The organism is Streptomyces nymphaeiformis, from assembly GCF_014203895.1.
In the GTDB taxonomy this organism is placed as follows: domain Bacteria; phylum Actinomycetota; class Actinomycetes; order Streptomycetales; family Streptomycetaceae; genus Streptomyces; species Streptomyces nymphaeiformis.
Genome location: NZ_JACHJY010000004.1, coordinates 600,776 through 627,046, shown reverse-complemented (window position 1 = coordinate 627,046; position 26,271 = coordinate 600,776). Strand labels below are relative to the sequence as shown.

The following is a 26,271-nucleotide window of genomic DNA, read 5'->3' as shown; positions in this document are numbered from 1 at the left end:
GGGGCGTCCTCCCGGTGGGCGCTACGTGGCAGAAGGGGTGTGGAGATTCTGCGCACATACCAAGCGGTATGTCACTACCCGGGAGTACGTGAATTGCCAGTGATTACTGGCGTGAGTCGACAAGCGGCGCGTCCTACCGTACGGGCGTCAGCTCCGGGTCCTCGCGGAGCTTCCCGAGCGCCCGGGACACCGCGCTCTTCACCGTCCCGACCGACACCCCGAGCACCTCGGCCGTCTGGGCCTCGCTGAGGTCCTCGTAGTACCGCAGCACCACCATCTGCCGCTGCCGCTCCGGCAGCTTCAGGACCGCACGCCACATCGCGTCGTGCAGCACCTGCCGCTCGGCCGGGTCCGGCTCCGGGAGACCGGACGGCTCCGGCAGCTCCTCGCAGACGAACTCGTCGACCTTGCGCTTGCGCCACTGGGACGTACGGGTGTTGAGCAGCGCGCGGCGGACGTAGCCGTCCAGGGCGCGGTGGTCCTCGATGCGCTCCCAGGCCATGAACGTCTTGGCCAGCGCGGTCTGGAGGAGGTCCTCCGCGTCCGAGGGGTTCGCGGTGAGGGAGCGCGCGGTGCGCAGGAGCACGGGTCCACGCGCCCGTACGTACGAGGTGAAGGTCGGGAACGACGCGTACTGCGAGGCACCGGCGCAGACGGGGCCAGAGGGTGGCGGAGTCATGACTCCACGCTAGGAGCGCACGGGACCCGGCGGATCGGCCCCAGGTCCCGAACCGCCGTCCGCCTCAGGTTGTAGGGGTGGGGACGGCTGCACCTCCTCTGGGTGGAGACCCGGGTCACCCGCGTCAGGGTCGGCGCCCCCGTCAGGGGCGCCGGGAGTCCACGAACGACAGGGGCACGGGGACGCGGGCCGCGAACGCGGCGGGGGTGGTGACCCGGGCGACGGGCGCGTCGATCGCGTTGCGGTCGACGGCGAGGGTGCGCCCGCCGTACGTCTCGGTCACGTTCCCCACGTACTGGTGGATCCGGGCGTGCGGCGTCCAGGCCTCGGGGTGCAGCACCGACTCGGTGAGCAGCGCCGGCACCCCCCGCCAGCGCGCGAACCACATCACGTCCGGCAGGTCCTTCGTCCCCGCCACCCGCTGCTTCTCCATGTCCCGCACGCCCGTGTCGGCGCTGCTGTAGAAGCCGGGCAGGTAGCCGAGGCGCCGCACCTCGCGGTTCCAGGCGCGGACGAAGGCGAGGGTGGTCGCGGCGCAGCCCGTGTCACCCCGCCGGTACGCCTCGATGTCGAGGTAGAGCGGGCTGCTCGTGCCGATCCCGAGGGCCTTCGCCGCCTTCACCGCGTCGCCCCCCTCCTTGGTGCCCTGGCTCGTGGGGTTGCTGCCGATGGCGTACTTCCGCTTGGCGAGGGAGTCCACGCACGGCGCCTGGGAGCCGACGAAGAGCGGCAGCAGCCGCCAGCCCATGGCGTGCGCGGAGGCGACCCAGGCGGGGGTGAGCTCCTTCTGCACGGGGCAGCCGCGCCCCCGCCCGCCGAAGTAGATCCCGACGGCCCCGTACGGGGATCCCCGCCAGGCCTTCATGACCGTGAGGGACGGCGCCTCGCAGGTGTCGAAGGCCTTTCCGGAGAAGGTGACGGGGGTGGTGGCGGCTCCGCCGGGGGCCCCGGCCCCGGCCATCGCGCGGGTCGCCGTGGCGGCGGCGGGCGCCCCGGACGCGACGGCCCCCGACGGTGGCGGGGGCGGGGCGTTCAGGAGGACCGTCCCGGCCAGCGCCGCCGTCAGGGCGGCGGCCACGGCCCGCGCCCGCGCCCCGGGAGGCGGCGCGGAGTGCGGACGGACCGGTGTCCCCGGTGCCGGCGGTGCGACCGGGCGGGGTGCGAGGACGGCTCCGGATGCGAGGACGGCTCCGGATGCGGGGGCGGGGACGGCTTCGGGGGCGGGGACGGCTTCGGGTGCCGGCGGCGTGCGAGTGCTCATGGCGCGAGTGAAGAACCGCCCGCCCGGCCCGGCCACCGCTCAGGCCGTCGCCTCAGCCGTCCGTGCCCAGGATCAACCCGGACGTGGGAACCCCCGTGCCCGCCGTGACCAAAGTCCGGGCCGCGCCGGGCACCTGATTCACCGACGTGCCGCGGATCTGCCGCACGGCCTCCGCGATGCCGTTCATGCCGTGCAGGTAGGCCTCGCCGAGCTGCCCCCCGTGGGTGTTCAGCGGGAGCGCGTCCGCCGCCACGAAGCCGGCCGCCTCCCCGGGCCCGCAGAAGCCGAACTCCTCCAGCTGCATCAGGACGAACGGGGTGAAGTGGTCGTAGAGGATCCCCACGTCGATGTCGGAGGGCACGAGCCCCGACGTCCGCCAGAGCTGACGGGCCACCACGCCCATCTCCGGAAGCCCGGTGAGACCGTCCCGGTAGAAGCTGGTCATGGCCTCCTGCTTCCGCCCGGCGCCCTGGGCCGCCGCCAGGATCACGGCGGGCGGCCGCGGCAGGTCGCGGGCGCGCTCGACGGAGGTGACGACGATCGCCTGGCCGCCGTCGGTCTCCTGGCAGCAGTCGAGGAGCCGGAGCGGCTCGACGATCCAGCGCGAGGCGGCGTGGTCGGCGAGGGTGATCGGCTTCCCGTGGAAGTACGCGGCGGGGTTGGTCGCCGCGTACCGCCGGTCCGTCACCGCCACGTGCCCGAAGGCGTCCGGGGTGAGGCCGTACGCGTGCAGGTACCGCTGGGCGGCCATGGCGACCCAGGAGGCCGGGGTGAGCAGCCCGAACGGCAGCTGCCAGCCGAGCGCGGCGCCCTCGGCGGAGGGCTCGCGCTGCTGCACCCCGGAGCCGAAGCGGCGCCCCGAGCGCTCGTTGAACGCCCGGTAGCAGACGACGACCTCGGCGATCCCGGTGGCGACGGCGAGCGCGGCCTGCTGCACGGTGGCGCAGGCGGCACCGCCCCCGTAGTGCACCCGGGAGAAGAACGACAGCTCGCCGATCCCCGACGCCTGCGCGACGGTGATCTCGGGGTTGGTGTCCATCGTGAAGGTGACCAGGCCGTCGACGTCGGCGGGGCCGAGCCCGGCGTCGTCGAGGGCCGCGCGCACGGCCTCGACGGCGAGGGAGAGTTCGCTGCGGCCGGAGTCCTTGGAGAACTCGGTCGCCCCGATGCCCACGACGGCCGCCCGCCCGCCGAGCGCGTCCCGGCCGCGGACGCTCATCGCGCCACCTCCACGGTGACCGTCCCGGTGACGTGGTGCCCGAGCCCGTTGGCGCCGACGACCCGGACGCTCGCCGTGTCCCCGTCGACGTCGGTGACCGTGCCGGTGAGGATCATGGTGTCTCCGGGGTAGTTGGGGGCGCCGAGCCGGATGGCGACCCCGCGGAGGACGGACCGGGGGCCGAAGTGGTCGGTGACGTACCGGCCGACGAGCCCGTTGGTCGTGAGGATGTTCATGAAGATGTCCGGGGAGCCCTTCTCCCGGGCCAGCTCGGCGTCGTGGTGCACGTCCTGGTAGTCGCGGGAGGCCACGGCCCCGGCGACGATCAGGGTGCGGGTGATCGGGATGGCCAGCGGCGGCAGCTCGTCCCCGGGCTTCATCACAGGTCCCTCTCTGCGAGCAGGTCGCCGAGTCCGGCGAGGAGTTCGGTGCCGCAGCCCAGGTACGCGTCGAGCTGCCGGCCCCAGAGGAAGTGCCGGTGGACGGGGTGGTCGAGGTCCGCGCCCGTGCCGCCGTGGAGGTGCTGCCCGGCGTGCACGACCCGCTTGCCCGCCTCGGAGGCCCACCAGGCGGCGGTCAGGGCCGCCCCGGCGGCGTCGAGGCCCTCGTCGAAGCGCCAGGCGGCCTCGTAGGCCGTGACCCGGATGGCCTCGGTGTCCATGTGGGCGTCGGCGGCCCGCAGTTGCACCGCCTGGTGGGTCGAGAGCGGCCGCCCGAACTGCTCCCGCACGGAGGTGTACTCCACGGCCCGGGCGAGCGAACCGGCGCACACCCCCGCCTGCAGCCCGGCGAAGGCGATCCGCGCGGCGGCGAGCACGTCGTCGTACGGGGCTCCCGCGTCCGCCGGCCCAAGCCGCTCGGCCGGCGTCCCGTCGAGGACGAGCCGGGCCGCGGACCAGGGCGCGGTGAGCTCGACGGCCTCCACGGCGGCCGCGTCCTCGGTGCGGACGAGCCAGAGGGCGCGCTCCTCGTCCGGTACGAGGACGTGGGTGGCGCCCCTGAGCCAGGGCACCCAGTCCACGGCGCCGCTGAGCCTCCCGTCGGCCGCCGCGACCGTGCCCGGTGCCGGGAGCGCGCCCGTCACCACCGCCGTACCGTCGCGCAGACCGGGCAGCAGCCGGGCGCGCTGCTCCTCCGTACCGTGCCGGGCGACGGCGAGGACGCCGTACACACAGCTCGCGGCGAACGGCACCTGCGCCGTCCTGCGCCCCTGCTCCTCCAGGAGCAGGACCAGGCCGAGCAGGCCGGTCTCCTCGACGGCGCCCGGCAGCCCGGCGGCGCACAGCGCCTTCCAGAGCTCGGCGTCCGTGCCGGTCCCGGCGGCCCTGAGCCGCTCGTGGGTGGAGAGGTCGGCGAAGATCCGCCCGGCGAGCTCCCGGGCGGCCTCCTGCTCCTCGGTGGGGGTGAAGTCCATGTCAGTCCTCCCCTCCCGCGCGGAAGACGGGGAGTTCGAGCTCCTCGTCGACCCGCAGGAACTCAAGGCGTACGGGCATCCCGATCCGCACCTTGTCGTACGGCACCCCCACCACGTTGCTGATCATCCGCACGCCCTCGGCGAGCTCGATCAGCCCGACCGCGTAGGGAGGCTCGAAGGCCGGGAAGGACGGGTGGTGCATCACCACGTACGAGAACACCGTCCCGACGCCGCTCGCCTCGACCGTGTCCCACTCCCGCGAACCGCAGTCGGCGCACCCCGGCAGCCAGGGGAAGCGCAGGGCCGCGCAGTCGCCGCAGCGCTGGATCAGCAGCCGGTGTCCGGCCACGCCCTCCCAGAACCCGGCGTTGTCCCGGTTGATCACGGGCCGGGGGCGGCGGGGCTTCTCGGCCTCGGGGGACGGCCGGGCGGCGGGGGCGTACTTGAGGATGCGGAAGCGGTGGGTGCCGGCGAGTTCACCGCCGGCGCGGACGTCCGTCCGGGTCGTCACGAAGTGGCCGGTGCCGAGCTTGGTGGTCTTGCGCGGCGACACGGACTCGATGACGGTGTCGAAGCCGATCTCGTCCCCGGGGCGCAGCGGCCGCAGGTACTCCTGCTCGCAGTCGGTCGCGACGACCGAGGTGTATCCGGCGCCGTCGAGGAGGGCGAACAGCTCCTCGTACGCCGAGGAACGGTCGGTGTGCCCGGAGAGGCCGCCCATCGTCCACGCCTGGAGCATGGTCGGGGGCGCGACGGCGTCCGGTCCCCGGTAGGCGGGGTGCTCGTCCCCCATGGCCTCGCACCAGTGCCTGATCATGGGCAGGTTGACCGGGTCCTTGCCGGTCCAGGCGGTGGCGGCGGGCAGCCCCTCGAAGGCCGCGAGCCGCTCGTACAGCGCGTCGTCCGTGCCGCTCATCGCCGGCCCCTCGCCTTCATGCCGAGCCGCATCCTCGCGACGATCTCGCGCTGCACCTCGCTCACGCCTCCCCCGAAGGTGTTGATCTGCGCGGCCCGGTTCATCCGCTCCAGCTCCCCGCCGTCGAGGTCCCCCGGCGATCCCGCCCGCACCGTCCCCGGACCGCCCGCGATCTCCTGGCAGATGCGGTACACCTCCACCGCCGACTCGGTTCCCGCGAACTTCACGCCGCTCGCGTCCCCCGGGGCCAGCCGGCCGGCCCCCACGTCACCCACGAGACGCCAGTTCAGCAGGCGGGTCGCGGCCAGACGGGCGTGCGCCTCGGCGGCCCGGATCCGGACCCACGGCTCGTCGATGCGCCGCCTGCCCGTCACCGGATCGGGGGTGCGCGCCCGGTCGAGGACGGCCGCGAAGAAGTCCTCGGCCTGCATGCCGATCGCGGCGAGCGCGACCCGCTCGTGGTTGAGCTGGCTGGTGATGAGGCCCCAGCCGCCGTGCTCGGGCCCGACGAGGTTGCCCGCGGGGACCCGTGTCCCGTCGTAGTACGTGGCGGTCGTCGTCAGTCCGCCCACCGTCTCGATCGGGGTCCAGGAGAAGCCGGGGGAGTCGGTGGGGACGAGGACGATCGAGATCCCGCGGTGCGGCGGCGCGCCGGGGTCGGTGCGGCAGGCGAGCCAGATCCAGTCGGCGTTCTGGGCGTTGGACGTGAAGATCTTCTGCCCGTCGATCAGCCAGGAGTCCCCGTCCCGTACGGCCCGGGTACGGAGCGAGGCGAGGTCGGTGCCGGCCCCGGGTTCGCTGTAGCCGATGGCGAAGACGGTCTCGCCGCGCAGGATCCGGGGCAGGAAGAAGGCCTTCTGCTCCTCGGTCCCGTACGCCATGAGCGTGGGTCCGACGGTGTTGAGGGTGACCATCGAGACGGGGGCGCCCGCCCGGTACGCCTCGTCGAAGAAGACGAACTGCTCGTCGGGCCCGCGCCCCTGCCCGCCGTACTCCTCGGGCCAGCCGAGGCCGAGCAGCCCGTCGGCGCCGATCCGGCGGAGCAGCCGCCGCTGTGCGGCGGTGTCGGTGGCGGGCGGCGGACCGTCGGGCATCACGTCCCGGAAGTACGCGCGGAGCTCGGCGCGCAGCCGCAGCTGCCGCTCGGTCGGGGCGAGGTGCACGGCGACGGCCTCCCGTGGGACGACTGAGGTTTCTGACTGTCCGTCAGATTCCACATCCGTGTCAAGGCGCGCGAACGCGCGACGGCCCGCGCGCCGGTACCGAAGTACCGCCGCGCGGGCCGTCGTTCACACCACGGTCACGCCCCCCGTCGGGCCGGTCGCCGTGCTGCCGGTCACCACCACGGGTGGAAGTTGACCACGTTGTCGGACTGGTCGATGTGGGTGAAGGCCGAGCCGTTCACGCTCGCGGTGTTGTTCTGGTTGGAGGCACCGGAACCGGTCGCCACCTGCTGCGTCGTGGTCGCGTTGCCGAAGTTGGCCCCGCCGACTCCGCTGCCGATGATCGAGGCGACGCTCGTGTTCGATCCGTCGTCCGCGAAACCGCCGTTGTCGGCCTGGGCCACCCCGGTGAAGAGCGCGGCGGCGAGGGGCAGGGCGGCGACAGCGGCGAGAACACGGGCGGTACGGATGCTTGCCATGTCTGTTCCTCCGGGAACTGAAAGCTGATGCTGGTGCACGGAACTGCGTTTCGGAACTACTGCAGGAACTGCTCAGGAACTCTGAACCACGGCCATGTCCAAGGCAGTTGGCCGACCGCCCCGGTCGTTGTGCTCGACGTCGCGAATCCAGAGTTGCCCACCGAATCCCCGGCGAACCACCCCGGAGCGACCGATTCCCCCGCAAGCGTGAGGACAAGCAGATAAACCCCGGCAGCCCGAGGAAAGCCGCAGCTCACACGGGCGGAAGGGGGCCGGGGACGGCACGGCCGGTGTGCCGCAAGGGAGGAAGCGTTCCGGCAGATTTCCGGCCGGTCCCGCTTTCGGCGCGGCATGACGGCGCGCCCCCGGCGCGTCTTCCGCCCGGAGGAACCGAACAGCACGCCTGAAAGCGGGAAGGTGTTCGACGGCGAGGACCGACGCCTACGAGTCGTCCCCCACGGCCGCCTCGAAGGCGCCGTACGCCGCCGCGTCGAAGAGGACGAAGCGGACCTCCTCGACCTCGGTACGGGCCGCCCGCACCGTCTCGACGGCGATCCGGGCGCCGTCCGCCATCGGCCAGCCGTAGATCCCGGTGGAGATGGCCGGGAAGGCGACCGTGCGGTCCCCCAACTCGTCGGCGACCCGCAGCGATTCGCGGTAGCAGGAGGCGAGCAGCTCCGAGCGGTCCTCGTCCCGCGACCAGACCGGACCGACCGTGTGGATCACGTGCCGGGCCGGCAGCCGCCCCGCCGTGGTCGCCACGGCCTGCCCGGTCGGCAGGCCCTTGCCGTAGTGGGAGCGGCGCAGGTCCTGGCAGGCGGCGAGGATCTCGGGGCCGCCCTTCCGGTGGATGGCGCCGTCGACCCCGCCGCCGCCGAGCAGCGAGGAGTTCGCGGCATTGACCACCGCGTCCACCGCCTCGGCGGTGATGTCCCCCTGCACCAGCACGACGCGCATCTCCACTCCTCCGTCTCCTCGGTCCCCGGACCCTACCGGCCCCGTCCGCGGAGGAGCAGTCGCTTTACCACCTCTCCGGAGCGGGAAACCCCCGTCCGGAGCCGTCGGCGGCCACCGCACGGGAGGATGCATACGTACGGGCTGACACCGCGGGAAGCGGCGTCACGCGTACGAGTGGGTGTCAGGACGCCGCGGCCCGGCTCCGCGGCGGCCGCCCGGGGGGACGCGCGCCTCCGGAGCCCGCCGGGCGGGAGAAGCTAAATACCCGGCTCAGAAGGCGTTTCCGGCCCTCGATCGATCAACGCCGTGCGCGTGTCTAACCCCAAGCCGACGCCTAAATTGTTCAGAATGTCATCTACTGCCCCAGTTGAAACTACGAGGTTTCATCGCCTAGGAGCGTGTCATGCAGATTCGCAGGTGGCTCCCTGACCAGCCCACCCTCATCGGCCGCCACAACTGGCCGGACGAGGACGGCAAGGGAACACATCTGCGACTCCGGGCCGGCTCCATCGTCGTGCTGGACCGGCGGGCGTGGCGCGTCCTGGAGATCACCGGTTACCCCGGCAACTCATGGCCGAAATCCTATGAGAAGGCCTGGCGCGACCACGTGGAACTGTGGTGGCACGCCAACGAACTGCGGCGGGCCGAGAACCAGGCGCTCAAACCGGCCCCCGATCGCGCCGAGTTCTACAGGCGACCGGTGGTGCTCGTACTGCGCGACGAGAACCTGCCCCGGTCGGCGGTGAAGCACTGGTGCGCCCCCGCCAGCCTGGACTGGCAGGTCCTCCCCGAGCACTACGCCGTCTGCCGGGCCTGCGGCGAACTCCCGCCCTGCCAGCACGGGGAGAACCGCCCGGAGGGCGGCCCCCGGCGTCCGGAGCAGAGCGGCGGCATCCCGCTCATCGTGCCGGAGGGCTGCTGCATGGGGTGCGCCGAGCAGATCAAGCCCCGCATGCGGACCGTGCGTTTCCCCGGCCCCAACCTCTGGTACCCGGACCTCGGCGACGACACCGCGGTCTTCCACTCCCGCTCCTCCTGCGAGGACCAGGTGGAGTACTACCGCGCGCAGTGGCAGAGCGAGTACCCCCAGCCCGCCACGCACCCGACCACGCAGGCGTTCCCGGGCTTCGACCACCTGGTCCTGCCCCGGGCCCGCCAGTCCCAGACCCCGGTCCCCCAGCACGGGCAGGCACCGGCCCCGCTCCCGCAGCACGACCAGGTTCACGTCTCCCACCACGGACAGGGTTCGGTTCCCCCGCACGGGCAGGAGCACTTCGCGGTCCTCCAGCACGGGCAGGCCCCGGTTCCCCAGCACGGACAGGACCACTTCGCGGTCCCGCACGTCCAGCAGGAGGCGCACACCTCCCTGGCCGTCGGCTCCGGCACCTTCTCGCCGTCCTTCGACGGCTACCGCACGGAGCCCGAGCCGTACCCCGCCGCTCCCCCGCCTCCCCCTCAGAGCGCGGCACCCGCGCCCGCGGCCCCTCCCGCGGCCGCCGAGGACGCCGGCCCCGCCGTCCGGGCCGCGGAGGAACTGAGCCGCTCCCTCACGAACCGCCCGGTCTTCCACAACGCGGAGCAGGCGGCCCGGGTGATCGAGGAACTCACCGCAGCGGTCCGCAACATCGCCCTCTGCCTGAACAACCCACAGGCCCGCAGCCACCCCTGAACCCGCCCGAGCCCCTCAACCGGCGCGAGGGGTGTCCCGGAGCGACTCCGGGACACCCCTCACCACCGGTACACCACTACCGGGGCGGGGAGTCCTGCCCCCGGCCCTCGTCTCCCAGCTGCTCCTTGAGCTTCTCCTGGGCGGTGTCGACCTGGCTCTCGTACTTGCCCTGCGTCTTCCCGTCGACGAAGTCACCGGCCTTGTCGATGCCTTGGGCGGCCTGGTCCTCGTGGCCCTTCAGCATTCCCTTGAGCTTGTCCAGCACAGACATCCTGGTCCTCCTAGCGGTGTTCCAGCCCCTTCAGCATCAGGGGCCCCCACCGAAACCGCATCCGGAGGCACCGCCCAAGGCGAAGGCCCCCGGCCGACGATGTCGGTCAGGGGCCTTCGGCGTGCGCGGTGGGTGTGGGATTTGAACCCACGGAGACATCGCTGCCTCGACGGTTTTCAAGAGGGTTGTAGTACGGACAACTTCACTCGCCTGAACTGGCTTTTTCCCTCTTCCTTGCCCGGGTGCTCTCCAACGTGGTCCACACCTGGTCCACCGGCTCCAGCGCTACGCCAACAAGGAACAACCGGGTACGTGTCACTTGAACACGGGGCCCGCCGGCCATGGTGTCAGCGATGGCTCCAGCCGTTGAGGCTTCTCTAGGGCTTCGATACGAGAGTTCGCTAGCGGGGTGCAGTAGCTAATTACCCCCTTCGAGATTTCAATAAGAAGGGAAGCAATAATTCTCACATCGTAGAGCGAGTGGACATCCATCTGAATCTCACCATCGGCGTCAATATCATAGATGGAAACATCAACATCTGCACGAAATTCAACAACTGCATCCAGGGTGAGATCTCTAAGCACTCCGGATTCGCCTTCACCACACTCTTCGTCGAGATCAGATGCGGTTCCGATATCCGTCACACTAAGAACCTCGTGCAGATGGCGGAGCGTGACACCGTGAACCTGGAATTGAGCCCCTTGGAGGTCTTCCAAAAGGAAGCTCGGATCCGCATCGAAATGACCGAGATCAATATCTGGCTCCACCCAGCCGTCATAGGTGTTCGCCCGCAGGTCGGAGATCAATTTGGTAAAGTGCAGCGCAATCCTACGAGACAACCCTTCAGGTCCACTCACGAACCGAAAGAGGGTCTTATTTAGGTCATGAATGTTCAGCATGCGCGGTGGATTCACGCGCAGCTCTCTGCATGCCGCCACAACATCCCGATCGCTGCTGAGGAGGACAACGCTCTCAAAGTTTCCCCCGGCCTTGCGCAGAACGTCCCTCAACCAAGCAGAATCAGACGCGCCGGTCTTGACTCCATCCTTGCGGCGTCCCGGCCCAGTTTGAAGTATCTGATCACGCAGCCCTTCGATCGCTGAGTCACCAGTGAGTTTGACGAGAGTGATGCCTGGAACAGCAGCAAGATTCCCAAGGAACTCCTGAGAAATCCCCTCGCCACCCCCCGGGGGCAAAGTTGGCATTTTTGCTTTAAGGCGCCCTTTCTGCATGGTGCGAAATATAGAAGGGACTGTCACACGAAAAGCCTCAACCTCTCGGGACAGATGTTCAGCCCACTCCCATGCCACAGGCTCAGGCACCCACGTCTCAATGCCAACACGGGTAGCCAGATCAGCCAATCGGTGCAGAAGATCTAGGTTGGGTAGCCCCTTACCGAAAGCATTCGCATCAAGAACGATCGCTCGAAGAGAGCCAGGGCTCAACTCTACCGCTGCCGAAGAATTCATTTGCGCATTATTACAGGTAGACGGCGCTCAAGGTGCGCCCTTCTGAAAGTTGGCCTCGGAGGTTCCCCCATCTGCGAATATGGCGGACGACCTCTCAAGCACACTGGCCGCCTTCCCCGCCACAGGGCCGGCACGCCGTGAAACCCTCTCTAGTCCCCAAAGCCACGGGCCCCAGTCGACTTGGTCGTCGCATGCAAGCACCTCACCGACTTGGGGTAACCCAAGAAGGACCGACGCTGAGTGCCAGCCGAGCCCACCTCTTCCATCAAACAGCTGACAAACCACGGGAGCACATGGAGACTTGAAGCATGACGATCACTCAACGGCGGATGCTTTGGGGCGGAACTGCCATTATCGGTATCGGAATCATCGGCCTCAGCGTGTGGCTCGGGTTCGAAAAAGCCTCGATGCTAGGCAGCGTAGTCGGCGCCATCTTCGGCCTTATTGCCGCTGCCATAGGATTTCACCAGCTATTCAGTGCGCGTGGAATTAATGCGCAGAGCGGCCCCACTCGACAGTCGCAGCAAAGCGGTGCGAGTTCCGTAAACATCCAAGCCGGGTCCGACCTTACGATCGGCAATGACAATAGATTTGGCAGTCCGTGATGAGGAAGTGGCTCACTCAGCGGCAATCAAGCGGAGATAAATCGATCAACTTTCAGGCTGGCGGGGGGATCCATCTCGGGATTGGATATCGGGACGCGAAGGACATCGCAAGGGAAACAGCCATGGAGGTGTTTGAAAAGAACTTCACCAGGCTCGCCAATGAGGCTTGGAGAACTGCCCAACTTCGTGCGGGAGAGTTCACCGATCACTTCATTGAAGGGATCTACGGCTGGGACGATCCTCCCCTTGGTCAACTAAATGACCCTGGAATACAGTCTGCGCTGTTCTCCGCCCAGTCAGGTTATGCCAAAAGCGGGGATCCTGAACTTGGCGATGTTTTGATCGAGCTGCTTTCAGAGCGACTGAAATATAGCCAACAGAGAAGCACCGCGCAACTAGCCATCTCCAAGGCGGTAGAACTGGCGGAGAGCCTTTCTGGGCCGCACCTAGCTCTTCTCTCTTGCAATCTCCTGATGAAGCAAATCACGCCAGCACAGGTGAGCAGCGTCAACGAAGTCGCATCAGCAATCGCTGGGATGCTGAGACCATTCACCGACGGCATCGCGTCAATCATGCCATCGGATCTGGATTACCTTGCAGGCTTGGGTTGCCTCATCCCTACCATGGGAACTCTGACGCTGGGCAAGTACACCGGAATGAACCTTCCCGGGCTCTTTAATCGGGGATTCACGAACAAGGAGATGATCGATGCCCACCTTTTGATAGGCACCCCTATCGCTAAATTGAAAGAACCAGACGAGTACCGTTACTCGGTAAACGCCATCACTAGGGTAGACCTCCTAAATCTCCTCGAAGTCCACGGAATGCAAGACCTCGAAGAGACAGCGATGCGTGCACTCATGGGACCAGTTCTCACGGAACACGAGATCGAAAAAATTCTCTCCGCCGAGTCGGCAGAGCTAGCCAATAGCCTTGACCTATGTAACGCTTTGGGCATCCCGGGCTATCTCAACACTGCAATAGGCTCGGCCATCGGCCACGCGAACATGCGGCGAGCAGTTCCAGAATTCGACTTGCCCTTCGAATCTCTCTTGAAGGAGATCCCAAGGGTCAGACCACGTTTCGCCTGATGCTCCGAGGATGTCCGCCAAGCCCAGGCCGGTGTCGAACCGATTCAGCCCCTCGGCCCAGAGAGTAACCATATTAGGCAGCAAATCGGCCCCGTTGACTGCCAGATGACAGTCACAGGGCCCCGCCTGCTCTGCGATGCTTGAGGTCGATCGAGAGGGGCCGTAGCGATGCAGTGGAAGATCCACGGGGAACGTCCGATCTACGAGAACAGCTGGGTGAACCTGTGGCTCACCGACGTCGAGACGCCGGACGGGAACCGCTGGGAGCACCACGTCGTCAAGCTGCGGCACCTGGCCGTGGCCGCCGTGGTCAACGAGCGGCGCGAGGTCCTGATGATGTGGCGGCACCGCTTCATCACGGATGCCTGGGCGTGGGAGCTACCCATGGGCCTGGTCGAGGAGGGCGAGACGCCGGCCGATGCTGCGGCCCGTGAGGTACTGGAGGAGACCGGCTGGCGCCCCGGCCCGGTCAAGCCGCTGATCTACGCCGAGCCGGCCAACGGCATCACCGACTCCCAGCACCACGTCTTCCGGGCCGACGGGGCGACGTACGAGGGTCCGCCGACCGAGAAGAACGAGTCGGACCGGATCGAGTGGATCCCGCTGGCCGACGTGCGGGGCATGATCGACCGGCGCGAGATCGTCAGCAGCGGTTCCCTGGTCGGGCTGCTCTACGTGCTCATGGACGAGGCGATCCGCTGACCTGACGGGGCAGCACTTCCCGGAGCCGGGACTCGAACGCCACCGCGGCCGGTTCCCGACGGAAGGGCTCCAGCTGCTCGTAGAACTCCCGAAGGTGGCCGGCGACTCGTTGCGAGCTGACGGCCGCCGCCGGGGCCAGAGCATCCATGGCGGTGTGGCACGCCTCGTCGAGTTTGCCGCGCTGGAGCTGGGTGCGGGCGAGCCAGAAGGCATGGAAGGCCCGGCCTCGGTGGTTCGACTGATGTTCTCGACGAAGAGCATCCGCGATGAGGGGCTCGGCCAGGGCGGCTTCGCCCAAACGGCCGTGCGCGATGCCGGTGTCCACGATCAACTTCGGCTCGTCGAAATAGGCGACCCAGGCCGGATCCGGATCGCCGGTGCTGATCCGGCCGAACTGGGTGTGGGCTTCCGAGATCGCGGTGTGGGTCGCGCCATGGTTGCCGAGGGTGGCGTGGGCGAAGGCTTCGCGCATCGCGAGCATGGCCAGCACGCGCGGTGTCGTCCCCGCGGCCGTTCGGGCCTGGTCCTGGGCGGCCGTGACGAGTGCGAGGGCGTCGCCGGGCTTATCCTGGTAGGTGGCCTGGAGGCTCATGCAGGCGAGGACGTTGGCCATGAACTGGCGGTCGTCGATGGCCTTGGCCAAGCCGAGGGATTCGGTGAAGTAGGCACGTGCCTGGTTGTACTGGCGGGCGTCGAAGTAAGTCCATCCGGTGAGCCGGGCCAGCTCGGCCGCAATGCTGTGCAGACCGTCCCGCAGAGGAGCCGGCCGCTGCTCCTTGAGGAGATCGACGACGTAGCGGAGCTGGCCGACGACCGCCGGCCGTAAGGTCTCGCCGCCGTGCTCGTCGTCCCGGCGCCAGTAGTCCGCGATCGACGAGTGCAATGCGTCCAGCGTCGACGGGCTGAGATCGCGCTCGGCCGCCAGGGCGAGGATGCTGTCGACGTCCGCCCCCGGTAGTCCGGCGGCCAGCGACTCGACGGCTGAGGCCGGTACCTCGGCCGGTTCGCGGGGCATGGCCGTCAGGCTGGGCGGCGTCTCCCAGGAACGACGGGCAAGGCCGAGCATGTGCCCGGGGATGCGCAGTCCGTCCGAGATCCGTTCGATCACGTCCATGTGCAGCAACTGCCGCCGTCCGGCGATCACCTCGCCCACGCGGCTCGGGGTCAAGTCGCAGCGGCGCGCAATCATCGACGGATAGATGCCTGCTCGTGCCTTGACCAGCTGAAAGATGCGGCCGAAGTCTCTGGCCTGGCATGCCTCGATCATCACTGGGTCCGTGAGCAGGCTGACCGGGAGTTCCTTCGAGCGAGATGGCTCGGGCATCGGGCACGCTCCGGCATGAGGACTACGGATCGCTGCACTTGGTCAACCGAGGGTGATGTTACCCAAGTTGGGTAATCCGCTTGGCCTTTCTGACCGGCCCCGCGAATCGCGATGCTCCTGACATGGCGAACGGACAGGACGACGTACGGATGACGTTGCGGGTCTCCCGCGACTCCGGCCAGACGTGGGGACCTCTCACGGAGGTACGCGTGGGCGAGGACCCGGTGGTCCCGGAGAACCCGGGCCGCTACCCGCCGTGCGTCTGCCCCCGGTGCTCGCAGCAGGCCCGGAATGCCGTCGCGTCCTTCCGGATGGTGTCGTGATGCGTTGCGCGCGCTGGCGCCGGGTGCCCCTCGACCTGGCACGGGAAGCGCGGGAGAAGTCTGCCGCCCCGTACATCGACAGGGCCGTGCAGTGCCAGCTGTCCGCGCACGACGAAGGTGAGCACTTCGGTCTCCTCGCCGACGCCGGCGCGTACGGGACCGCGCTGTGGCTCCGCTGGCACGGGACGGACGAGACGCAGCTCGTCGTACTCCCTGACTGCCCGGTGGCCGCCCCGGGATCCGACGGTGAGGGCTGCTGTCTGTTCGCCAACCACGCCAAGCAGCACACCTGGGAAGACGACCTGGAGGAGGTCTCGTGCATCAGCTGATCGCGAGCCCGCACAAGACCCGGCTCCCTCGCTCGCCTCGCAACGAACAGTGCGGGGACTGCGGTGGCAGCGGCGCCAACTCGTCCGGAAAGACCTGCGGTACCTGCAACGGGCTCGGCGAGATCCACTGCCGAGCCGACCGCCAGGGGCCCCGTTCGCTGTCCCGCTCCGTGATCCGGAAGGAGGGCCACCGATGGCCCACGCTCTGATCGCCTCCCCGTTCCTCGACGGGCACCTTCTCCTCAAGCCGGGAGCAAGGGCCGGCGCCCGCATCTCCGCCGACCACTTCGAGGGTCTGCGCCAGGCCGCCATCGACGGTGAGTCGCTTCCCGCCTGGGCGGTGCAGACCGCCTCCGACGTATGGAGTCTGGACCTGGGCGGCCAGACCGCGCAGAGCACCGTGCTGGTACGCGAGCCGTCCCCGTACGGCTACTGCCGGGCCTCCTGGGAGATCAACCTCGGCTGCAACTTCGGCTGCAAGCACTGCTACCTCGGCGAGCGGCCCTTCTCCGGCCTCGGCTGGGAGGACAAGGTGCGGCTGCTGGACATCATGCGCGAGGCCGGTGTCCTCTGGCTCCAGATCACCGGCGGCGAGCCCACCATGGATCCCCACTTCCAGGGCGCCTACCGGTACGCCTGGCAGGCCGGGATGATGCTCACCATCTCCACCAACGGCTCGCTGCTCTGGCGGCCGGACCTCCTCAAGCTCTTCCGGGACTGCCCGCCCTACCGGCTGGTGGTCAGCATGTACGGGGCGAGCGAGGAGTCCTTCGACACGCTCACTCAGCGCCGCGGGGCGTGGAAGGCGTTCCGGCGCGGCATGGACGCCGCCCGTGAGGCGGGCCTGCCGCTGCGGATCAACGTCGTGGTGACCGAGGACAACGCCTCCGAAGCCGACAAGATGGCCGCCCTCGCCGACGAGTGGAACGTCGAGAACCACGCGTACACGAACATGACGCCCACGATCTACGGCGGCGGCGAGCCGCTGCTCGCCCAGTCCGCCGCCCACCTGCGGCAGCGCAAGCCGTTCGCCGGCTGCAACGCGGGACACACCTTCTTCCACGCCGACCCGCACGCCAAGGTCTCGATCTGCAAGGTCGGCCGCGACGACCAGATCGACCTCATGGCCGAAGGCATCGACGGCCTCACCCGGCTCGGCGCCATCGCCGACCGCCTCATGCTTCGCACCGGTGGGTGCGAGGGCTGCGCCCTGTCCGGCACCTGCCGGGTCTGCCGCCCCCTGGCCAAGCACTACCAGGAGGCGAAGGCGCCGCTGCACAGCTACTGCCAGCACGGAGACAAGGAGAACGCCTCATGACCCCGCCCGTACCGGTGACCATCCTCCCCGGCCCGCCGGCCTCGGCCCGCCGCACGGCCCCGCCCGTCGCAACCGCGTCGATCACCGCCGTCCAGGACCTCGACGTGATCGTGGAGAGCGCGGAGTGCTCCTGCGACGCCGGAGACGACAACCCCCACTGACCGACACGATCCGGTCAACTCCGTTCAGGCCCCGGCGTACTCGCGTCGGGGCCTGAGCCCTGCCCGTCCCACCGCTAGGGTGCCGCTCATGTTCTTCCGCTGGGACTGGCTCCGGCCCCAACTGGCCGCACCGATCGTGCCGACTCTCGGTCCCGTCCACCCCGCCGCCCTGACTGTCGGCATCTTCGAGGACACCCTGCGAGCGGCCGACACCGGGGGCTTCCTGCCCTACGACAAGGACCGGCGCTGGGGCGGCGAGAAGGACGAGAAAGTCCTCCGCGAAGCCGTGGTCCACCAATCCGAGCACACCCTCATTCCCACCCTGACCCGACGCGGACGCGGCACCGTCAAGGTCTTCGCCTACGGGCTCCGCGACAGCGTCGTGGATGAGGCCGCCGAGCTGGCCGCCAAGCTCGCCGCCGCGCACGACGTGGTCAACGCCCGGGTCGTACGCCCCCTCGGCCCCGAGACCACGCACCCGCGCGGTACCCGCATCCAGCTGAAGGACTTCGCTGCCGGCCCCTGCCACGATCCCGGCGGTCCGGTCCGCCCCGTGACCGACTGGCTGGCCACTGTGCAGAACACCTTCGCCCCGTTCGCCGAGGCCATGGCGGGCGATGGCCTGGCCTTCCTCCACACGCAGATGCAGACCGGCCAGTGCGGCCCGGTCCTCGCCGCCGCCATCGAAAACCGCATCGTGGGCGCGATCGGCCCCATGGAAGTACGCCCCGACGCAATCGGCCGCCCCCAGCTCATGCCCCAGTACTTCGCTGTCCTGCCCGAGGCCCGAGGCCAGGGACTAGGTCGCGTCTTGTGGCGGGCCGCGATGCACTGGGGCCAGGCCCACGGCGCCGCCTACCAGCTCCTCCAGACCGAGGTCGACGGCCCCTCTGACCGGCTGTGCCAGGCCGAAGGACTGACCTCCCTCGGCTTCACCCACACCACAGCGGCGTAACCGCCGGTTCCAGGACGCCGCGCGGTCACAACCTGTCCAGTGCCTTTCGGGTGATCCACTCATCACCGCGCCTCGTCACCATCGATCCGTGTGTTGTAGGCGTACGTGATGTACGTCGTCGCGGCCTGAGGGATGATCTCCGTCATGACGAACGGGGCGGCCGGGGCAGGCTCAGGCAGCGACGAGGCCGACGCCTGGCGCGCACGATTGGGCTGGGCGTTCGGCCTCATAGCCGACGATCCCGCTGAGCGACAGGCGGCACTCGCGCATCTGGATGGGGCCCGGAGGAATGCCTGGGCTGCTCTCGACCGATCGAACGAGCTGTGGCATCTCACGAGGCCGCTGGGGCCGGAGGAGCAGTATCAGGAGCCGGCCTTCAAGCGGGCGCGCGAGGTGTACGCAGACATGTGTAGCCATTCCCTGCCCGAAGGACTGTGGGTGGGCGAGGGCGCCCGCGGGCCGAGTCTGCCCTATGCGCTTCTCTTCCTGGAGTGGGAAGCGCGGTTCCCCCGCGAGTGGACAGAGCATGCAAAGGCGTGGGGCACTAAACAGTCGCTCATCCGCCGCATGGCCGTTGCCGACCATGATCAGCCGACCAGGGCGAAGCTCATCGACCTCGTCGAGATCGTCGTCCAGCGGGCCTATCGCTGCAAGGACCGCGAGTACGTTCGCGTCGCACGAGCAGTCGACGGTGAGGATCTCCGCCACAGGCTCGGCACGGCCGCCGCCTCGGACAACCCATGGGCACGCCTTCACGCTGGCTATGTCCTCTGGCTTCTCGATCGCCCTGAGGTGCCGAACACGCGCCACGTTTGGCGAACGTGGGTCGCGGAAGCGTCCGGAAGGCAGCGTGGCTTCTCCGGTCCCTGCGGATAGTTCCGGGCTCCGACACGCACCCGTCCCCCCGTGCTCCCGGCGCCCGCCCTGAGTGTCGGAGTCTTCACGCGCCAACCACCGCCCACGCTCTGGCCGTTCGCTCATGCAGGCGCGGGTTTCCACGCGGCCAGCCGGAGCGGCTTTGGCCGGTGTCCTGTTCGGGTTGGGGTCGGGCATGTTCAGGGGGCCGTACGCTGGCCCGGCAACTCGGGCAGGCTTTGCCCCTGCCCGGAATTTGAACGAGTGGCCCCCTGGACTTGCCCGACGCGGGCCCCGGCCCGAACAGGTGGGTAAAGCCGTGGAGGCCGGCCGCCCCAGCCACAGCTGGTTGAACGGCAATCCACGGTGATCGGTGCGGACTTGGCATGCGTCCCGCTCCTCCTGGCCGCGCTCGCCGTCGGGCGGCTGGCAGGGTTCTTCGCGGGTCTGGCCGCCCGCTTCTCGGGCTTTTGCGGCGCGAGCGGGCGGGGGCCGTCGCAGGCGGTGGCGGAGACATGGAGCCAGCGGCGGCCTGGGGCCGCCGCGCCGCGCGGCCCGCGCCAGCGGGCCACCTTGATCCAGTAAAGAAACTTTGGACAGCTCACCCCTTCGGCGACTTCGGCCGGTAGGGAGTGGCTGTTTGCCATGCTTCGCCCCGATCAGCTCGTAATCAGTCGCTTCATGCCGGTCTGCTCGCGGGATCGCTGAAAGATATCCACAGGCTGACCGTTGCATCGTTATGGCCTGCGAAAAAGTCGACGGCCCACCTGGCGAAATGTGGCTCAGGTCACAACGTGGCGGTGTCACACCGGTAGGGCTTTTCGGCACCTGTCCCCAGTGCAGGGAGCGATTCGTCGCGGCGAAGGTGTCGGCTTTCGATGGCCTGCTGTCGCATGCCATGGAGGGTCCGGAGGCGCTAGACGCGGAAGAGGTGAGAGGTGATCGGCGTCACATTCACTCGGGGTCACACACACCCCGGGAAACCGACCTCTATAGGCGATCCCTGAAACCGGGGCGGCGAAATATAGCCGACGATCGCCGGTTAGCCAAACCGGCGATTCTCCAGACCCTTGATGTGCGAGCCGGACGGCTGGAAGGACAAGCGGCATGAGGACACAGAAGAGGTCCACGCCCGTACGGCGGGACGTGAAGGAAGGTTTCTGCCCACCCGGCGGGAGCGTTGGGCCATGGCCCTCGCACCTGTCCGGTCCGGCCGGTAAACCTGGCTCAACGGCCGCGGTGACGGCTTGCGGCACGGCACGGGCAAGCCCTGATCCGCCGGCGGATCACCGCTGGGCAAACCTCCGGCGGTTGGCCGGCCTCGACACGCAACAACGGCACGACGACGAACGGGTGGAAATGAACGAGCGGGAGCAGCAGGAACTGGCCGGGTATCTGGCTCGGTTGGGCGAGCAAACGGAGCGCTTGGCCCAGTTGGCGGAAGAGGTGGCGAGCGTGCTGGGCGTTATGACGGGTCCGGCTTCTGCACTGCCTCAAGAACCTGCCGGAAAAGCTGCTCAAGCTGGCCGACCTGCTGCGTGAGAGTTTCCACCTGGCGGGCCAGGGCGTTGAACTCCGGGCTGGCGTCCGGGCGGGTCAGCGTTCCCGGCTCGCCGGTGGCCGGCGGTTCCGCTCGCTGCGTGGTCGGCTCGGCCTCGCCGGTGTCCGACTCGCGCCTGAACAGGTCTCGCAGTGAGGGCGGGCTTCCGGGACGGGCCCACACTTCTTTGCGGCCGATCGGCGTTGTGTACCAGGCCGGCGGGGTGTAGCCGCTGGCGGGCTCGCCCGGGCGTTCGGCGTCGCCGGCCTCTTCGGCCTGGGGTGAGAGGACGAAACTGCCCCGGCCCTGCACGGTGTGGATCAGGCCCTCGTCCCGCAGGACGCGCAGTGCGCTGCGGGCGGTCATGTTGGCGACCTCGAAGCGCTCTTGCAGTTCGCGGTGGGAGGGGAGCTGCTGGCCGGGCTTCAGGACACCCCGCTCGATCTCGTCGCGCAGCACGTCCGCCATCCGCCGGTAGGGCGGTCGCGTGTCGCTGGAGGGCCGTTTCGTCATGGTCCCAGGGTAGCGGCCCCTAGCCCAGCTACCCCGTGTTCTGCCAAGTGAAGCCAACCCACCTAGCTATACATAGCTAGGTCGCTCACTTCTATTAACTTGACCCGGCTAGCTGGGCGAGATACTTTCTGCCTCGTCGGGCTCACCAGGGCCCCGAATCACAGGAGTGAACGCATGGCTCGTATCCCGGTCCTCGTCAAGCCGACCGACATCTACATCACCGGTACCGGCGACACCCCGAAGATCAAGAACCCGGAGACGGGGGAGATCGCGACCGACCGCGACACGGGGGAGGTCCTCCACACGGTCACGGTGATGCAGATGTCGGAGGGTCGTGCCGAGATCCTCAAGATCACCGTGCCGGTGTCCGGTGTCCCCGCGGGTCTGGTGCCGGGCGTCATGGTTCGTCCGGTGGACCTGATCGCCACCCCGTGGGCCCGCATCTTCAACGGGAGCCTCTCCGACGGCGTCGCCTACCGGGTCTCGCGCCTGGAGCTGGTCCAGGCCCCCGCCATGGCCGCGCCTGCCGCTCCGGTCGAGACGGTCTCCGAGTCGGCCGCTGCGGTCAAGAAGGTCGCGTAATGGGCGCCACTGCCGGGCGGGGTTCGACCACTCCGCCCGGCGGCGGCGACGGGCCCTCGTCCCTCTCCGCTGACGTGCTGGCTGTCTTCACGGCCCACGGGATCGAACTGGACCCGATCGCCCGGATGCACGTCTCCCGCGCGGTCCATGAGGCCCGGATGTCGGTCTACGGCTACGGGATCTGCGCGGACATCAAGGCGTCCATCGAGGACATGAACGAGCAACGGAAGGGGAGGGCACGATGACTCCGGAAGAGATCAACAACGGCCCCGCTCGGGAGGCCGGTACCCCGGAGGTTCCCGGTTACCCGGTCCTTCTCCCCGAGGAGGGAGACCCCCGGTTCAGCGAGCGGCTGCTGATGGACGTGCACGCTGTGCTGCGGGCGCACGGGTATCCCGAGCTCGGCGATGAGCAGGACCTGGAGCACCTGGAGCTGACGCTCCACTGGTTCCTGTACTCCGAACAGATCAGCGAGCGCACTCGCGCACTGTGGGACCTGCTGCGGTCCGCGTCCGACGGGGCGGGTCTGCCACTGGGATCCAAGCGGCGGGCACTGGCCACCGCACTTCTGGCACGGCTTGAGGCCGGACAGGACATCAGGGTGTCCATCGAGGACGTGAAGAAGAATTCGGGGAGGGTTCGATGAACGTGGAACAGGTCTTCGGCTTGCTGCCGGTGGTGATGGTGGTCTGCGTCGTGCTGCTGACGGCGTGGGCGATGGTCAAGACGGTCCGCTACATGCGGGCGGACAAGGAGATGCGCCGGAGCATCCGGCAGGCCGTGAAGATCCGGATGACGTGGACGCGGCTGGCGAAGATGGCCGGCCTGTCGGTCACCGACCGCACCCCGCCCTGGCTGTCCTCCCTCACCACGGGCACGAACGCTCCGGAGCCCAAGCCGCGCGAACTGGTCCCGGTGATCAAGACGCAGCCGGACCAGTACGGAGTGATCGTCCACGTCAAGCTGCTGCCGAAGGTCGGGATCAAGGAACTCCAGGACAAGGCCCGGTTCCTGGCCGATGCCTGGGGCTGCGTCCGGGTCGCCGTCGAGGCGGGCAAGCCGGGCCTGGCGACTCTGCGGGCGATCCGTCGCGACCCGTTGACCGGCCACATCCAGTACGTGCCGACCGGTGAGCCGCCCGCCGACTTGACGGTGTGGCCGGTCGGCCGGGACGAGTACGGCGCCCCGGTCCACATCGAGCTCAAGAACAAGTCGGGGGCGGTGGTCGCGGGTGGTGTCGGCGGCGGCAAGTCCAACCTGCTCACCGCGCTGGTCTCCTACTTCGGGCCGTCCCCGGCCGTGCAGTTCGCGGTGATCGACGGCAAGGTGTCCGACGCCGCCCACGGTGACTACGCAGACGTACTGCCCCGTGTGTTCGCGCACGCCGGTCATGACCTGCGGGAGGCCAACGCGCTGCTGCGGCGGCTGGTCAAGCTGCTGCACGACCGCGCCACGATGGCCCGGACGGTGCTGGGCACGTCGAACATGTGGAACGTCGGCCCCAGCGAACAGTGGCCACTGGTGTTCGCCGTCATCGACGAGTCGCACACCTTCTTCCACGACCACAAGGGCAGCGACAAGGAGACCCGCGCACTGGCCGCCCTCGCGGCGGAGAACATCCGCCTGACGGGTCTGCTCGTCAAGGGCGGCCGGTCGGTCGGGATCTACACGGTGCCGGCCACCCAGAAGGCGACCGGCGACGCCATCCCCACCTCGATCCGGGACGTGTGCAGCGCCGCCCTGTCCTTCTACCAGCGCACCACCGAAGCATCCGTCGCCGCGCTCGGGGACGACATCCGCAACTGGCCAGACATGGACCCGATCAACCTCCAGGGATCCCAGTACGTAGGCGTCGCCTCCATGGCCGCCGAAGGACGCCCCGGCTTCGTCCGCGTCCGCACCCCCTACCTCGACCCCGCCCACGCCGCCGCCGTCGCCAAGCTCACCGCCCACCTCACCCAGGACCCGACCGAACTGCTGGCCAACCTGACCCCGCCCAGCCTGCGCAAGGACGAGCCTCCGGAGGACGACGCCCCCGCCGCAGCCTGAACCCTGGACTCCAATCCGTACCCAACTCCCTCGGAAAGGAGGTGAATAACGTTGACGGAAGACCGGACGACGCAGCGCACCATCACCGTTGTGATGATCTTGATCGCCGCCCTGGCGTTCGTGTTCTCCTTCGGGAACGTCTGGGCCCTGGCCCTGCGTCTCGGAGTCCCGGCCCCCATCGCTCCGCTGATCGCGCCCATGGTGGACCTGTCGGTGGTCGGGCTCCTGGTCGCACTGCGCTCCCTGTCCCTGCGCAGAGTCCCGGCCGGCGAGCTGCGCTCGGCGACTCGCCTCATGCACCTGTCCGGCCTGCTGACTCTCGCCCTCAACACCGCGCACCCGATCCTGGCCGGACACTACGGACGGGCCGCCCTTGACAGCGTGGCCCCGCTCCTCCTGCTCGGCTGGGGCGCGGTGGGCCCTACCCTGCTGCGGCACTTCCACTCCGTCACTCCCACCGCCCCGAGTCCCGCGCCGGTCCCGGTGGCTGAAACGGTCACGGCACCGGAGCCTGAGCCGGACATCCAGCCGGTCCTGGCCGTGGCGGAACCCGTCGTGGAACCCATCGCCGAACCCCCGGCCCCCCTCGCCGTCCCGGCCCCGGTCGCTATTACCGCACCGGCCCCCATGGTGAAACCCGCACCGGCTCAGGCGGCCCCTGCCGTGCCGGAGCCGCTGATGAACGCGGCCCGCACCATCGCCGCATCCCACCTGGCCGCACACGGCGAACCCATCACCGCAGTCCAGCTCCGCACCCGGCTCGGCATCGCCCTGCCGCTCGCCACCGCCGCACACGCGGCCCTGTCGGCCTGACCCTCCGCGGGCCTCCCGGCACCTTCCCCACCCCTGGCCCACCTGGGCCTGACCCGTCATGCCCTCGGGCAGCACCACCGCCCCTCGCCCGGTGCTGCCCGAGGGCCCTTCCACCAGCGGAAAGGATCCTCCTGCCGATGCCCCGCGACCTCGACCTGCGGCACGTGATCAGCCCCGCTGTCCGGGACCTGATCGAACTGGCCAACCTGGGCGACTTCGACCGCACCCGCGAGCAGATCACCCGCCTGCGCGGCTGCGCCCGACCGATCAACCTCGTCGGCCACACCACCACCCGCGACCACACCACCGGCGAAACGATCCGCTCGTACTCCACCAGCGACGAACCGACCGGACGGCTCCTGACCCCCTGCGGAAACCGCCGCTCCTCCCGCTGCCCCGCCTGCTCCCGCACCTACGCCGCCGACACCTACCACCTCGTCCGCGCCGGACTCTGCGGCGGCAAGAACGTCCCCGAAACCGTCCGCACGCACCCCAGGGTGTTCCTCACCCTCACCGCCCCCTCCTTCGGCCCCGTCCACAACCGGACCACCGACAAGGACGGCAAGTCCCGCGCCTGCCGCTGCGGCACCCACCACCCCGAGGGAGCCCCCGAACTCGGCACCCCGCTGACCCCCAAGGCGTACGACTACACCGGCGCCGTGCTGTGGAACGCCCACGCCGGAGCCCTGTGGGCACGCTTCACCCTCAACCTCCGCCGCGCCCTGGCCGCCCACTTCCGCCTCACCCAGAAGGACATGAAGCAGCTCCTGCGCGTCTCCTTCGCCAAGGTCGCCGAGTACCAGCAGCGCGGCTTGGTCCACTTCCACGCCGTCGTCCGCTTCGACGGCCCCGACGGCCACAACAGCGCCCCGCCGGCCTGGGCAGGCGTGGACGACCTGCGCACCGCCATCGCCACCGTGATCAAGAGCACCACCCTCACCGTGGCCTCCGACACCGTCGGCGACCAGGAGATCAAGTGGGGCAAGAAGTTCAGGGCCGACGAGATCACCGCCCTGGGCGACGGCGAACTCACCGACGCCGCCGTGGCCGGGTACGTCGCCAAGTACGCCACCAAGAGCGCCGAGGACTCCGGCACCGTGGACCGGTCCCTGATCTGCCGGACCTGCTCCGGCCGGGGCACGGTCGGCGGACGGGTGAAGGACCTCTGCCCTGACTGCGATGGCACCCGCCAGGCCGAATCCCTCCGGGACCTGCCCGTGCACCGGCACGTCCGGCAGATGATCCGCACCGCCTGGGACCTGGGCGGCCTGCCCGAGTTCGCGGACCTCAAGCTCTGCAAGTGGGCCCACATGCTCGGCTTCCGCGGCCACTTCTCCACCAAGTCCCGCGCCTACTCCACCACCCTCGGCGCCCTGCGCGACGTCCGCCGCGCCTGGCGGCTCGCCCAGGCCGACGCCGCCCGCGTCCGCGCCGGCCACCCCGTACCCGCCCCGAACACCGTGCTCGTCACCGAGTCCTCCTGGGCCTACCTCGCCTCCGGCTACCGCCCCGGCGAAGAACTCCTCGCCAACCAGACCCGCCACGACATCAACCAGGCCCGCGACGACAAGGAACGGGCCAAGACCGAAGGGGAGGTCTGGCAGTGACCGCCG

Annotated in this window: 29 protein-coding genes; 16 read left to right on the top strand and 13 right to left on the bottom strand. The window is 69.2% G+C overall.

From position 1 onward, the window contains the following. Positions 1–133 precede the first annotated feature (133 nt). The 9 genes from GGE06_RS16980 to GGE06_RS16940 all read right to left on the bottom strand — a co-directional run bounded on the left by GGE06_RS16980 (position 134) and on the right by GGE06_RS16940 (position 8,088). Positions 134–679, bottom strand: coding sequence for a SigE family RNA polymerase sigma factor (locus GGE06_RS16980; protein ID WP_116159881.1), 546 nt, complete (start codon positions 677–679; stop codon positions 134–136). A gap of 142 nt (positions 680–821) precedes the next feature. Continuing rightward, entirely contained in the window at positions 822–1,940 is a 1,119-nt protein-coding gene (locus tag GGE06_RS16975) for a DUF1906 domain-containing protein (RefSeq protein WP_221518129.1), read from the bottom strand. Positions 1,941–1,992: 52 nt separating this feature from the next. After that, a complete protein-coding gene (locus GGE06_RS16970) occupies positions 1,993–3,159 on the bottom strand; it encodes a lipid-transfer protein (RefSeq protein ID WP_116159883.1) in 1,167 nt (388 codons plus the stop codon). After that, positions 3,156–3,539, bottom strand: a complete 384-nt coding sequence (locus GGE06_RS16965) for a MaoC family dehydratase (RefSeq protein WP_184931176.1) — start codon at positions 3,537–3,539, stop codon at positions 3,156–3,158. Before GGE06_RS16965 ends, GGE06_RS16970 begins: the two co-directional genes overlap by 4 nt. Next, positions 3,539–4,573, bottom strand: coding sequence for an acyl-CoA dehydrogenase family protein (locus GGE06_RS16960; RefSeq protein WP_184931175.1), 1,035 nt, complete (start codon positions 4,571–4,573; stop codon positions 3,539–3,541). Before GGE06_RS16960 ends, GGE06_RS16965 begins: the two co-directional genes overlap by 1 nt. A 1-nt stretch (position 4,574) precedes the next feature. Further along, a complete protein-coding gene (locus GGE06_RS16955) occupies positions 4,575–5,489 on the bottom strand; it encodes a bifunctional MaoC family dehydratase N-terminal/OB-fold nucleic acid binding domain-containing protein (RefSeq protein ID WP_184931174.1) in 915 nt (304 codons plus the stop codon). Continuing rightward, on the bottom strand, positions 5,486–6,652 hold the full coding sequence (locus tag GGE06_RS16950) for an acyl-CoA dehydrogenase family protein (protein ID WP_116159887.1): 1,167 nt from the start codon (positions 6,650–6,652) through the stop codon (positions 5,486–5,488). The genes GGE06_RS16955 and GGE06_RS16950 overlap by 4 nt, the downstream gene beginning before the upstream one ends. A gap of 173 nt (positions 6,653–6,825) precedes the next feature. Further along, positions 6,826–7,131 (bottom strand): hypothetical protein, encoded by a 306-nt coding sequence (locus GGE06_RS16945; RefSeq protein WP_116159888.1) that lies wholly within the window; start codon positions 7,129–7,131, stop codon positions 6,826–6,828. Between the two features lie 441 nt (positions 7,132–7,572). Beyond that, on the bottom strand, positions 7,573–8,088 hold the full coding sequence (locus GGE06_RS16940) for an O-acetyl-ADP-ribose deacetylase (RefSeq protein ID WP_116165412.1): 516 nt from the start codon (positions 8,086–8,088) through the stop codon (positions 7,573–7,575). A 403-nt stretch (positions 8,089–8,491) separates the two neighbouring features. On the opposite strand from GGE06_RS16940, the gene GGE06_RS16935 reads away from it, so the two are divergent. Further along, on the top strand, positions 8,492–9,757 hold the full coding sequence (locus GGE06_RS16935) for a hypothetical protein (RefSeq protein WP_184931173.1): 1,266 nt from the start codon (positions 8,492–8,494) through the stop codon (positions 9,755–9,757). 76 nt (positions 9,758–9,833) lie between these two features. Here the strand turns inward: GGE06_RS16935 and GGE06_RS16930 are convergent, their stop codons facing one another. Together GGE06_RS16930 and GGE06_RS16925 are read right to left on the bottom strand one after the other, a co-directional pair. After that, positions 9,834–10,028: an antitoxin gene (locus tag GGE06_RS16930; RefSeq protein WP_116159890.1), complete on the bottom strand. Its 195-nt coding sequence runs from the start codon at positions 10,026–10,028 to the stop codon at positions 9,834–9,836. A 315-nt stretch (positions 10,029–10,343) separates the two neighbouring features. Further along, positions 10,344–11,261: a hypothetical protein gene (locus tag GGE06_RS16925; RefSeq protein WP_184931172.1), complete on the bottom strand. Its 918-nt coding sequence runs from the start codon at positions 11,259–11,261 to the stop codon at positions 10,344–10,346. Between the two features lie 545 nt (positions 11,262–11,806). Here GGE06_RS16925 and GGE06_RS16920 point away from each other — a divergent pair. From GGE06_RS16920 to GGE06_RS16910, 3 genes are all read left to right on the top strand, one after another. Beyond that, entirely contained in the window at positions 11,807–12,103 is a 297-nt protein-coding gene (locus tag GGE06_RS16920; protein ID WP_184931171.1) for a hypothetical protein, read from the top strand. Beyond that, positions 12,103–13,194, top strand: a complete 1,092-nt coding sequence (locus GGE06_RS16915) for an LPO_1073/Vpar_1526 family protein (RefSeq protein ID WP_184931170.1) — start codon at positions 12,103–12,105, stop codon at positions 13,192–13,194. The genes GGE06_RS16920 and GGE06_RS16915 overlap by 1 nt, the downstream gene beginning before the upstream one ends. A 168-nt stretch (positions 13,195–13,362) precedes the next feature. Further along, a complete protein-coding gene (locus GGE06_RS16910) occupies positions 13,363–13,896 on the top strand; it encodes an NUDIX hydrolase (protein ID WP_184931169.1) in 534 nt (177 codons plus the stop codon). Here the strand turns inward: GGE06_RS16910 and GGE06_RS16905 are convergent. Then, positions 13,874–15,220 carry an NsdA family TPR-like regulatory protein gene (locus GGE06_RS16905; protein ID WP_184931168.1) on the bottom strand — a complete coding sequence of 449 codons (1,347 nt, stop codon included), beginning with the start codon at positions 15,218–15,220 and terminating at the stop codon, positions 13,874–13,876. The genes GGE06_RS16910 and GGE06_RS16905 overlap by 23 nt on opposite strands. Before the next feature lie 122 nt (positions 15,221–15,342). Here GGE06_RS16905 and GGE06_RS16900 point away from each other — a divergent pair, with 122 nt between their 5' ends. The 6 genes from GGE06_RS16900 to GGE06_RS16875 all read left to right on the top strand — a co-directional run bounded on the left by GGE06_RS16900 (position 15,343) and on the right by GGE06_RS16875 (position 19,182). After that, a complete protein-coding gene (locus GGE06_RS16900) occupies positions 15,343–15,543 on the top strand; it encodes a hypothetical protein (RefSeq protein WP_184931167.1) in 201 nt (66 codons plus the stop codon). Next, the gene (locus GGE06_RS16895; protein WP_184931166.1) at positions 15,543–15,872 is read left to right on the top strand and encodes a hypothetical protein; all 330 of its coding nucleotides are present in this window, start codon (positions 15,543–15,545) and stop codon (positions 15,870–15,872) included. The genes GGE06_RS16900 and GGE06_RS16895 overlap by 1 nt, the downstream gene beginning before the upstream one ends. Before the next feature lie 193 nt (positions 15,873–16,065). Then, positions 16,066–17,190, top strand: a complete 1,125-nt coding sequence (locus tag GGE06_RS16890; protein WP_184931165.1) for a radical SAM protein — start codon at positions 16,066–16,068, stop codon at positions 17,188–17,190. Next, on the top strand, positions 17,187–17,351 hold the full coding sequence (locus tag GGE06_RS16885; protein ID WP_184931164.1) for a hypothetical protein: 165 nt from the start codon (positions 17,187–17,189) through the stop codon (positions 17,349–17,351). The genes GGE06_RS16890 and GGE06_RS16885 overlap by 4 nt, the downstream gene beginning before the upstream one ends. 88 nt (positions 17,352–17,439) lie before the next feature. After that, positions 17,440–18,306, top strand: coding sequence for a GNAT family N-acetyltransferase (locus tag GGE06_RS16880; RefSeq protein WP_184931163.1), 867 nt, complete (start codon positions 17,440–17,442; stop codon positions 18,304–18,306). A gap of 144 nt (positions 18,307–18,450) precedes the next feature. After that, positions 18,451–19,182: a hypothetical protein gene (locus tag GGE06_RS16875; protein ID WP_184931162.1), complete on the top strand. Its 732-nt coding sequence runs from the start codon at positions 18,451–18,453 to the stop codon at positions 19,180–19,182. A gap of 1,444 nt (positions 19,183–20,626) precedes the next feature. Here the strand turns inward: GGE06_RS16875 and GGE06_RS16870 are convergent. Next, entirely contained in the window at positions 20,627–21,214 is a 588-nt protein-coding gene (locus GGE06_RS16870; protein WP_184931161.1) for a GntR family transcriptional regulator, read from the bottom strand. A 174-nt stretch (positions 21,215–21,388) separates the two neighbouring features. On the opposite strand from GGE06_RS16870, the gene GGE06_RS16865 reads away from it, so the two are divergent. From GGE06_RS16865 to GGE06_RS16840, 6 genes are all read left to right on the top strand, one after another. Beyond that, on the top strand, positions 21,389–21,796 hold the full coding sequence (locus GGE06_RS16865) for an SCO3933 family regulatory protein (RefSeq protein WP_184931160.1): 408 nt from the start codon (positions 21,389–21,391) through the stop codon (positions 21,794–21,796). Continuing rightward, positions 21,796–22,041, top strand: a complete 246-nt coding sequence (locus GGE06_RS16860) for a hypothetical protein (RefSeq protein ID WP_184931159.1) — start codon at positions 21,796–21,798, stop codon at positions 22,039–22,041. The genes GGE06_RS16865 and GGE06_RS16860 overlap by 1 nt, the downstream gene beginning before the upstream one ends. Beyond that, entirely contained in the window at positions 22,038–22,442 is a 405-nt protein-coding gene (locus GGE06_RS16855; protein ID WP_184931158.1) for a hypothetical protein, read from the top strand. Before GGE06_RS16860 ends, GGE06_RS16855 begins: the two co-directional genes overlap by 4 nt. After that, positions 22,439–23,845, top strand: coding sequence for an FtsK/SpoIIIE domain-containing protein (locus GGE06_RS16850; protein WP_184931157.1), 1,407 nt, complete (start codon positions 22,439–22,441; stop codon positions 23,843–23,845). Before GGE06_RS16855 ends, GGE06_RS16850 begins: the two co-directional genes overlap by 4 nt. A gap of 51 nt (positions 23,846–23,896) precedes the next feature. Then, complete coding sequence (locus GGE06_RS16845; protein WP_184931156.1) at positions 23,897–24,658, top strand: DUF2637 domain-containing protein; 762 nt, start codon at positions 23,897–23,899, stop codon at positions 24,656–24,658. Between the two features lie 137 nt (positions 24,659–24,795). Then, positions 24,796–26,265 carry a replication initiator gene (locus GGE06_RS16840; protein WP_184931155.1) on the top strand — a complete coding sequence of 490 codons (1,470 nt, stop codon included), beginning with the start codon at positions 24,796–24,798 and terminating at the stop codon, positions 26,263–26,265. Positions 26,266–26,271 lie beyond the last annotated feature (6 nt).

Coding starts and splice junctions, on each gene's coding strand:
- GGE06_RS16980 (WP_116159881.1), bottom strand. CDS start 679: ATGACTCCGCCACCCTCTGGCCCCGTCTGCGCCGGTGCCTCGCAGTAC.
- GGE06_RS16975 (WP_221518129.1), bottom strand. CDS start 1,940: ATGAGCACTCGCACGCCGCCGGCACCCGAAGCCGTCCCCGCCCCCGAA.
- GGE06_RS16970 (WP_116159883.1), bottom strand. CDS start 3,159: ATGAGCGTCCGCGGCCGGGACGCGCTCGGCGGGCGGGCGGCCGTCGTG.
- GGE06_RS16965 (WP_184931176.1), bottom strand. CDS start 3,539: ATGAAGCCCGGGGACGAGCTGCCGCCGCTGGCCATCCCGATCACCCGC.
- GGE06_RS16960 (WP_184931175.1), bottom strand. CDS start 4,573: ATGGACTTCACCCCCACCGAGGAGCAGGAGGCCGCCCGGGAGCTCGCC.
- GGE06_RS16955 (WP_184931174.1), bottom strand. CDS start 5,489: ATGAGCGGCACGGACGACGCGCTGTACGAGCGGCTCGCGGCCTTCGAG.
- GGE06_RS16945 (WP_116159888.1), bottom strand. CDS start 7,131: ATGGCAAGCATCCGTACCGCCCGTGTTCTCGCCGCTGTCGCCGCCCTG.
- GGE06_RS16940 (WP_116165412.1), bottom strand. CDS start 8,088: ATGCGCGTCGTGCTGGTGCAGGGGGACATCACCGCCGAGGCGGTGGAC.
- GGE06_RS16935 (WP_184931173.1), top strand. CDS start 8,492: ATGCAGATTCGCAGGTGGCTCCCTGACCAGCCCACCCTCATCGGCCGC.
- GGE06_RS16930 (WP_116159890.1), bottom strand. CDS start 10,028: ATGTCTGTGCTGGACAAGCTCAAGGGAATGCTGAAGGGCCACGAGGAC.
- GGE06_RS16925 (WP_184931172.1), bottom strand. CDS start 11,261: ATGCAGAAAGGGCGCCTTAAAGCAAAAATGCCAACTTTGCCCCCGGGG.
- GGE06_RS16920 (WP_184931171.1), top strand. CDS start 11,807: ATGACGATCACTCAACGGCGGATGCTTTGGGGCGGAACTGCCATTATC.
- GGE06_RS16915 (WP_184931170.1), top strand. CDS start 12,103: ATGAGGAAGTGGCTCACTCAGCGGCAATCAAGCGGAGATAAATCGATC.
- GGE06_RS16910 (WP_184931169.1), top strand. CDS start 13,363: ATGCAGTGGAAGATCCACGGGGAACGTCCGATCTACGAGAACAGCTGG.
- GGE06_RS16905 (WP_184931168.1), bottom strand. CDS start 15,220: ATGCCCGAGCCATCTCGCTCGAAGGAACTCCCGGTCAGCCTGCTCACG.
- GGE06_RS16900 (WP_184931167.1), top strand. CDS start 15,343: ATGGCGAACGGACAGGACGACGTACGGATGACGTTGCGGGTCTCCCGC.
- GGE06_RS16895 (WP_184931166.1), top strand. CDS start 15,543: ATGCGTTGCGCGCGCTGGCGCCGGGTGCCCCTCGACCTGGCACGGGAA.
- GGE06_RS16890 (WP_184931165.1), top strand. CDS start 16,066: ATGGCCCACGCTCTGATCGCCTCCCCGTTCCTCGACGGGCACCTTCTC.
- GGE06_RS16885 (WP_184931164.1), top strand. CDS start 17,187: ATGACCCCGCCCGTACCGGTGACCATCCTCCCCGGCCCGCCGGCCTCG.
- GGE06_RS16880 (WP_184931163.1), top strand. CDS start 17,440: ATGTTCTTCCGCTGGGACTGGCTCCGGCCCCAACTGGCCGCACCGATC.
- GGE06_RS16875 (WP_184931162.1), top strand. CDS start 18,451: ATGACGAACGGGGCGGCCGGGGCAGGCTCAGGCAGCGACGAGGCCGAC.
- GGE06_RS16870 (WP_184931161.1), bottom strand. CDS start 21,214: ATGACGAAACGGCCCTCCAGCGACACGCGACCGCCCTACCGGCGGATG.
- GGE06_RS16865 (WP_184931160.1), top strand. CDS start 21,389: ATGGCTCGTATCCCGGTCCTCGTCAAGCCGACCGACATCTACATCACC.
- GGE06_RS16860 (WP_184931159.1), top strand. CDS start 21,796: ATGGGCGCCACTGCCGGGCGGGGTTCGACCACTCCGCCCGGCGGCGGC.
- GGE06_RS16855 (WP_184931158.1), top strand. CDS start 22,038: ATGACTCCGGAAGAGATCAACAACGGCCCCGCTCGGGAGGCCGGTACC.
- GGE06_RS16850 (WP_184931157.1), top strand. CDS start 22,439: ATGAACGTGGAACAGGTCTTCGGCTTGCTGCCGGTGGTGATGGTGGTC.
- GGE06_RS16840 (WP_184931155.1), top strand. CDS start 24,796: ATGCCCCGCGACCTCGACCTGCGGCACGTGATCAGCCCCGCTGTCCGG.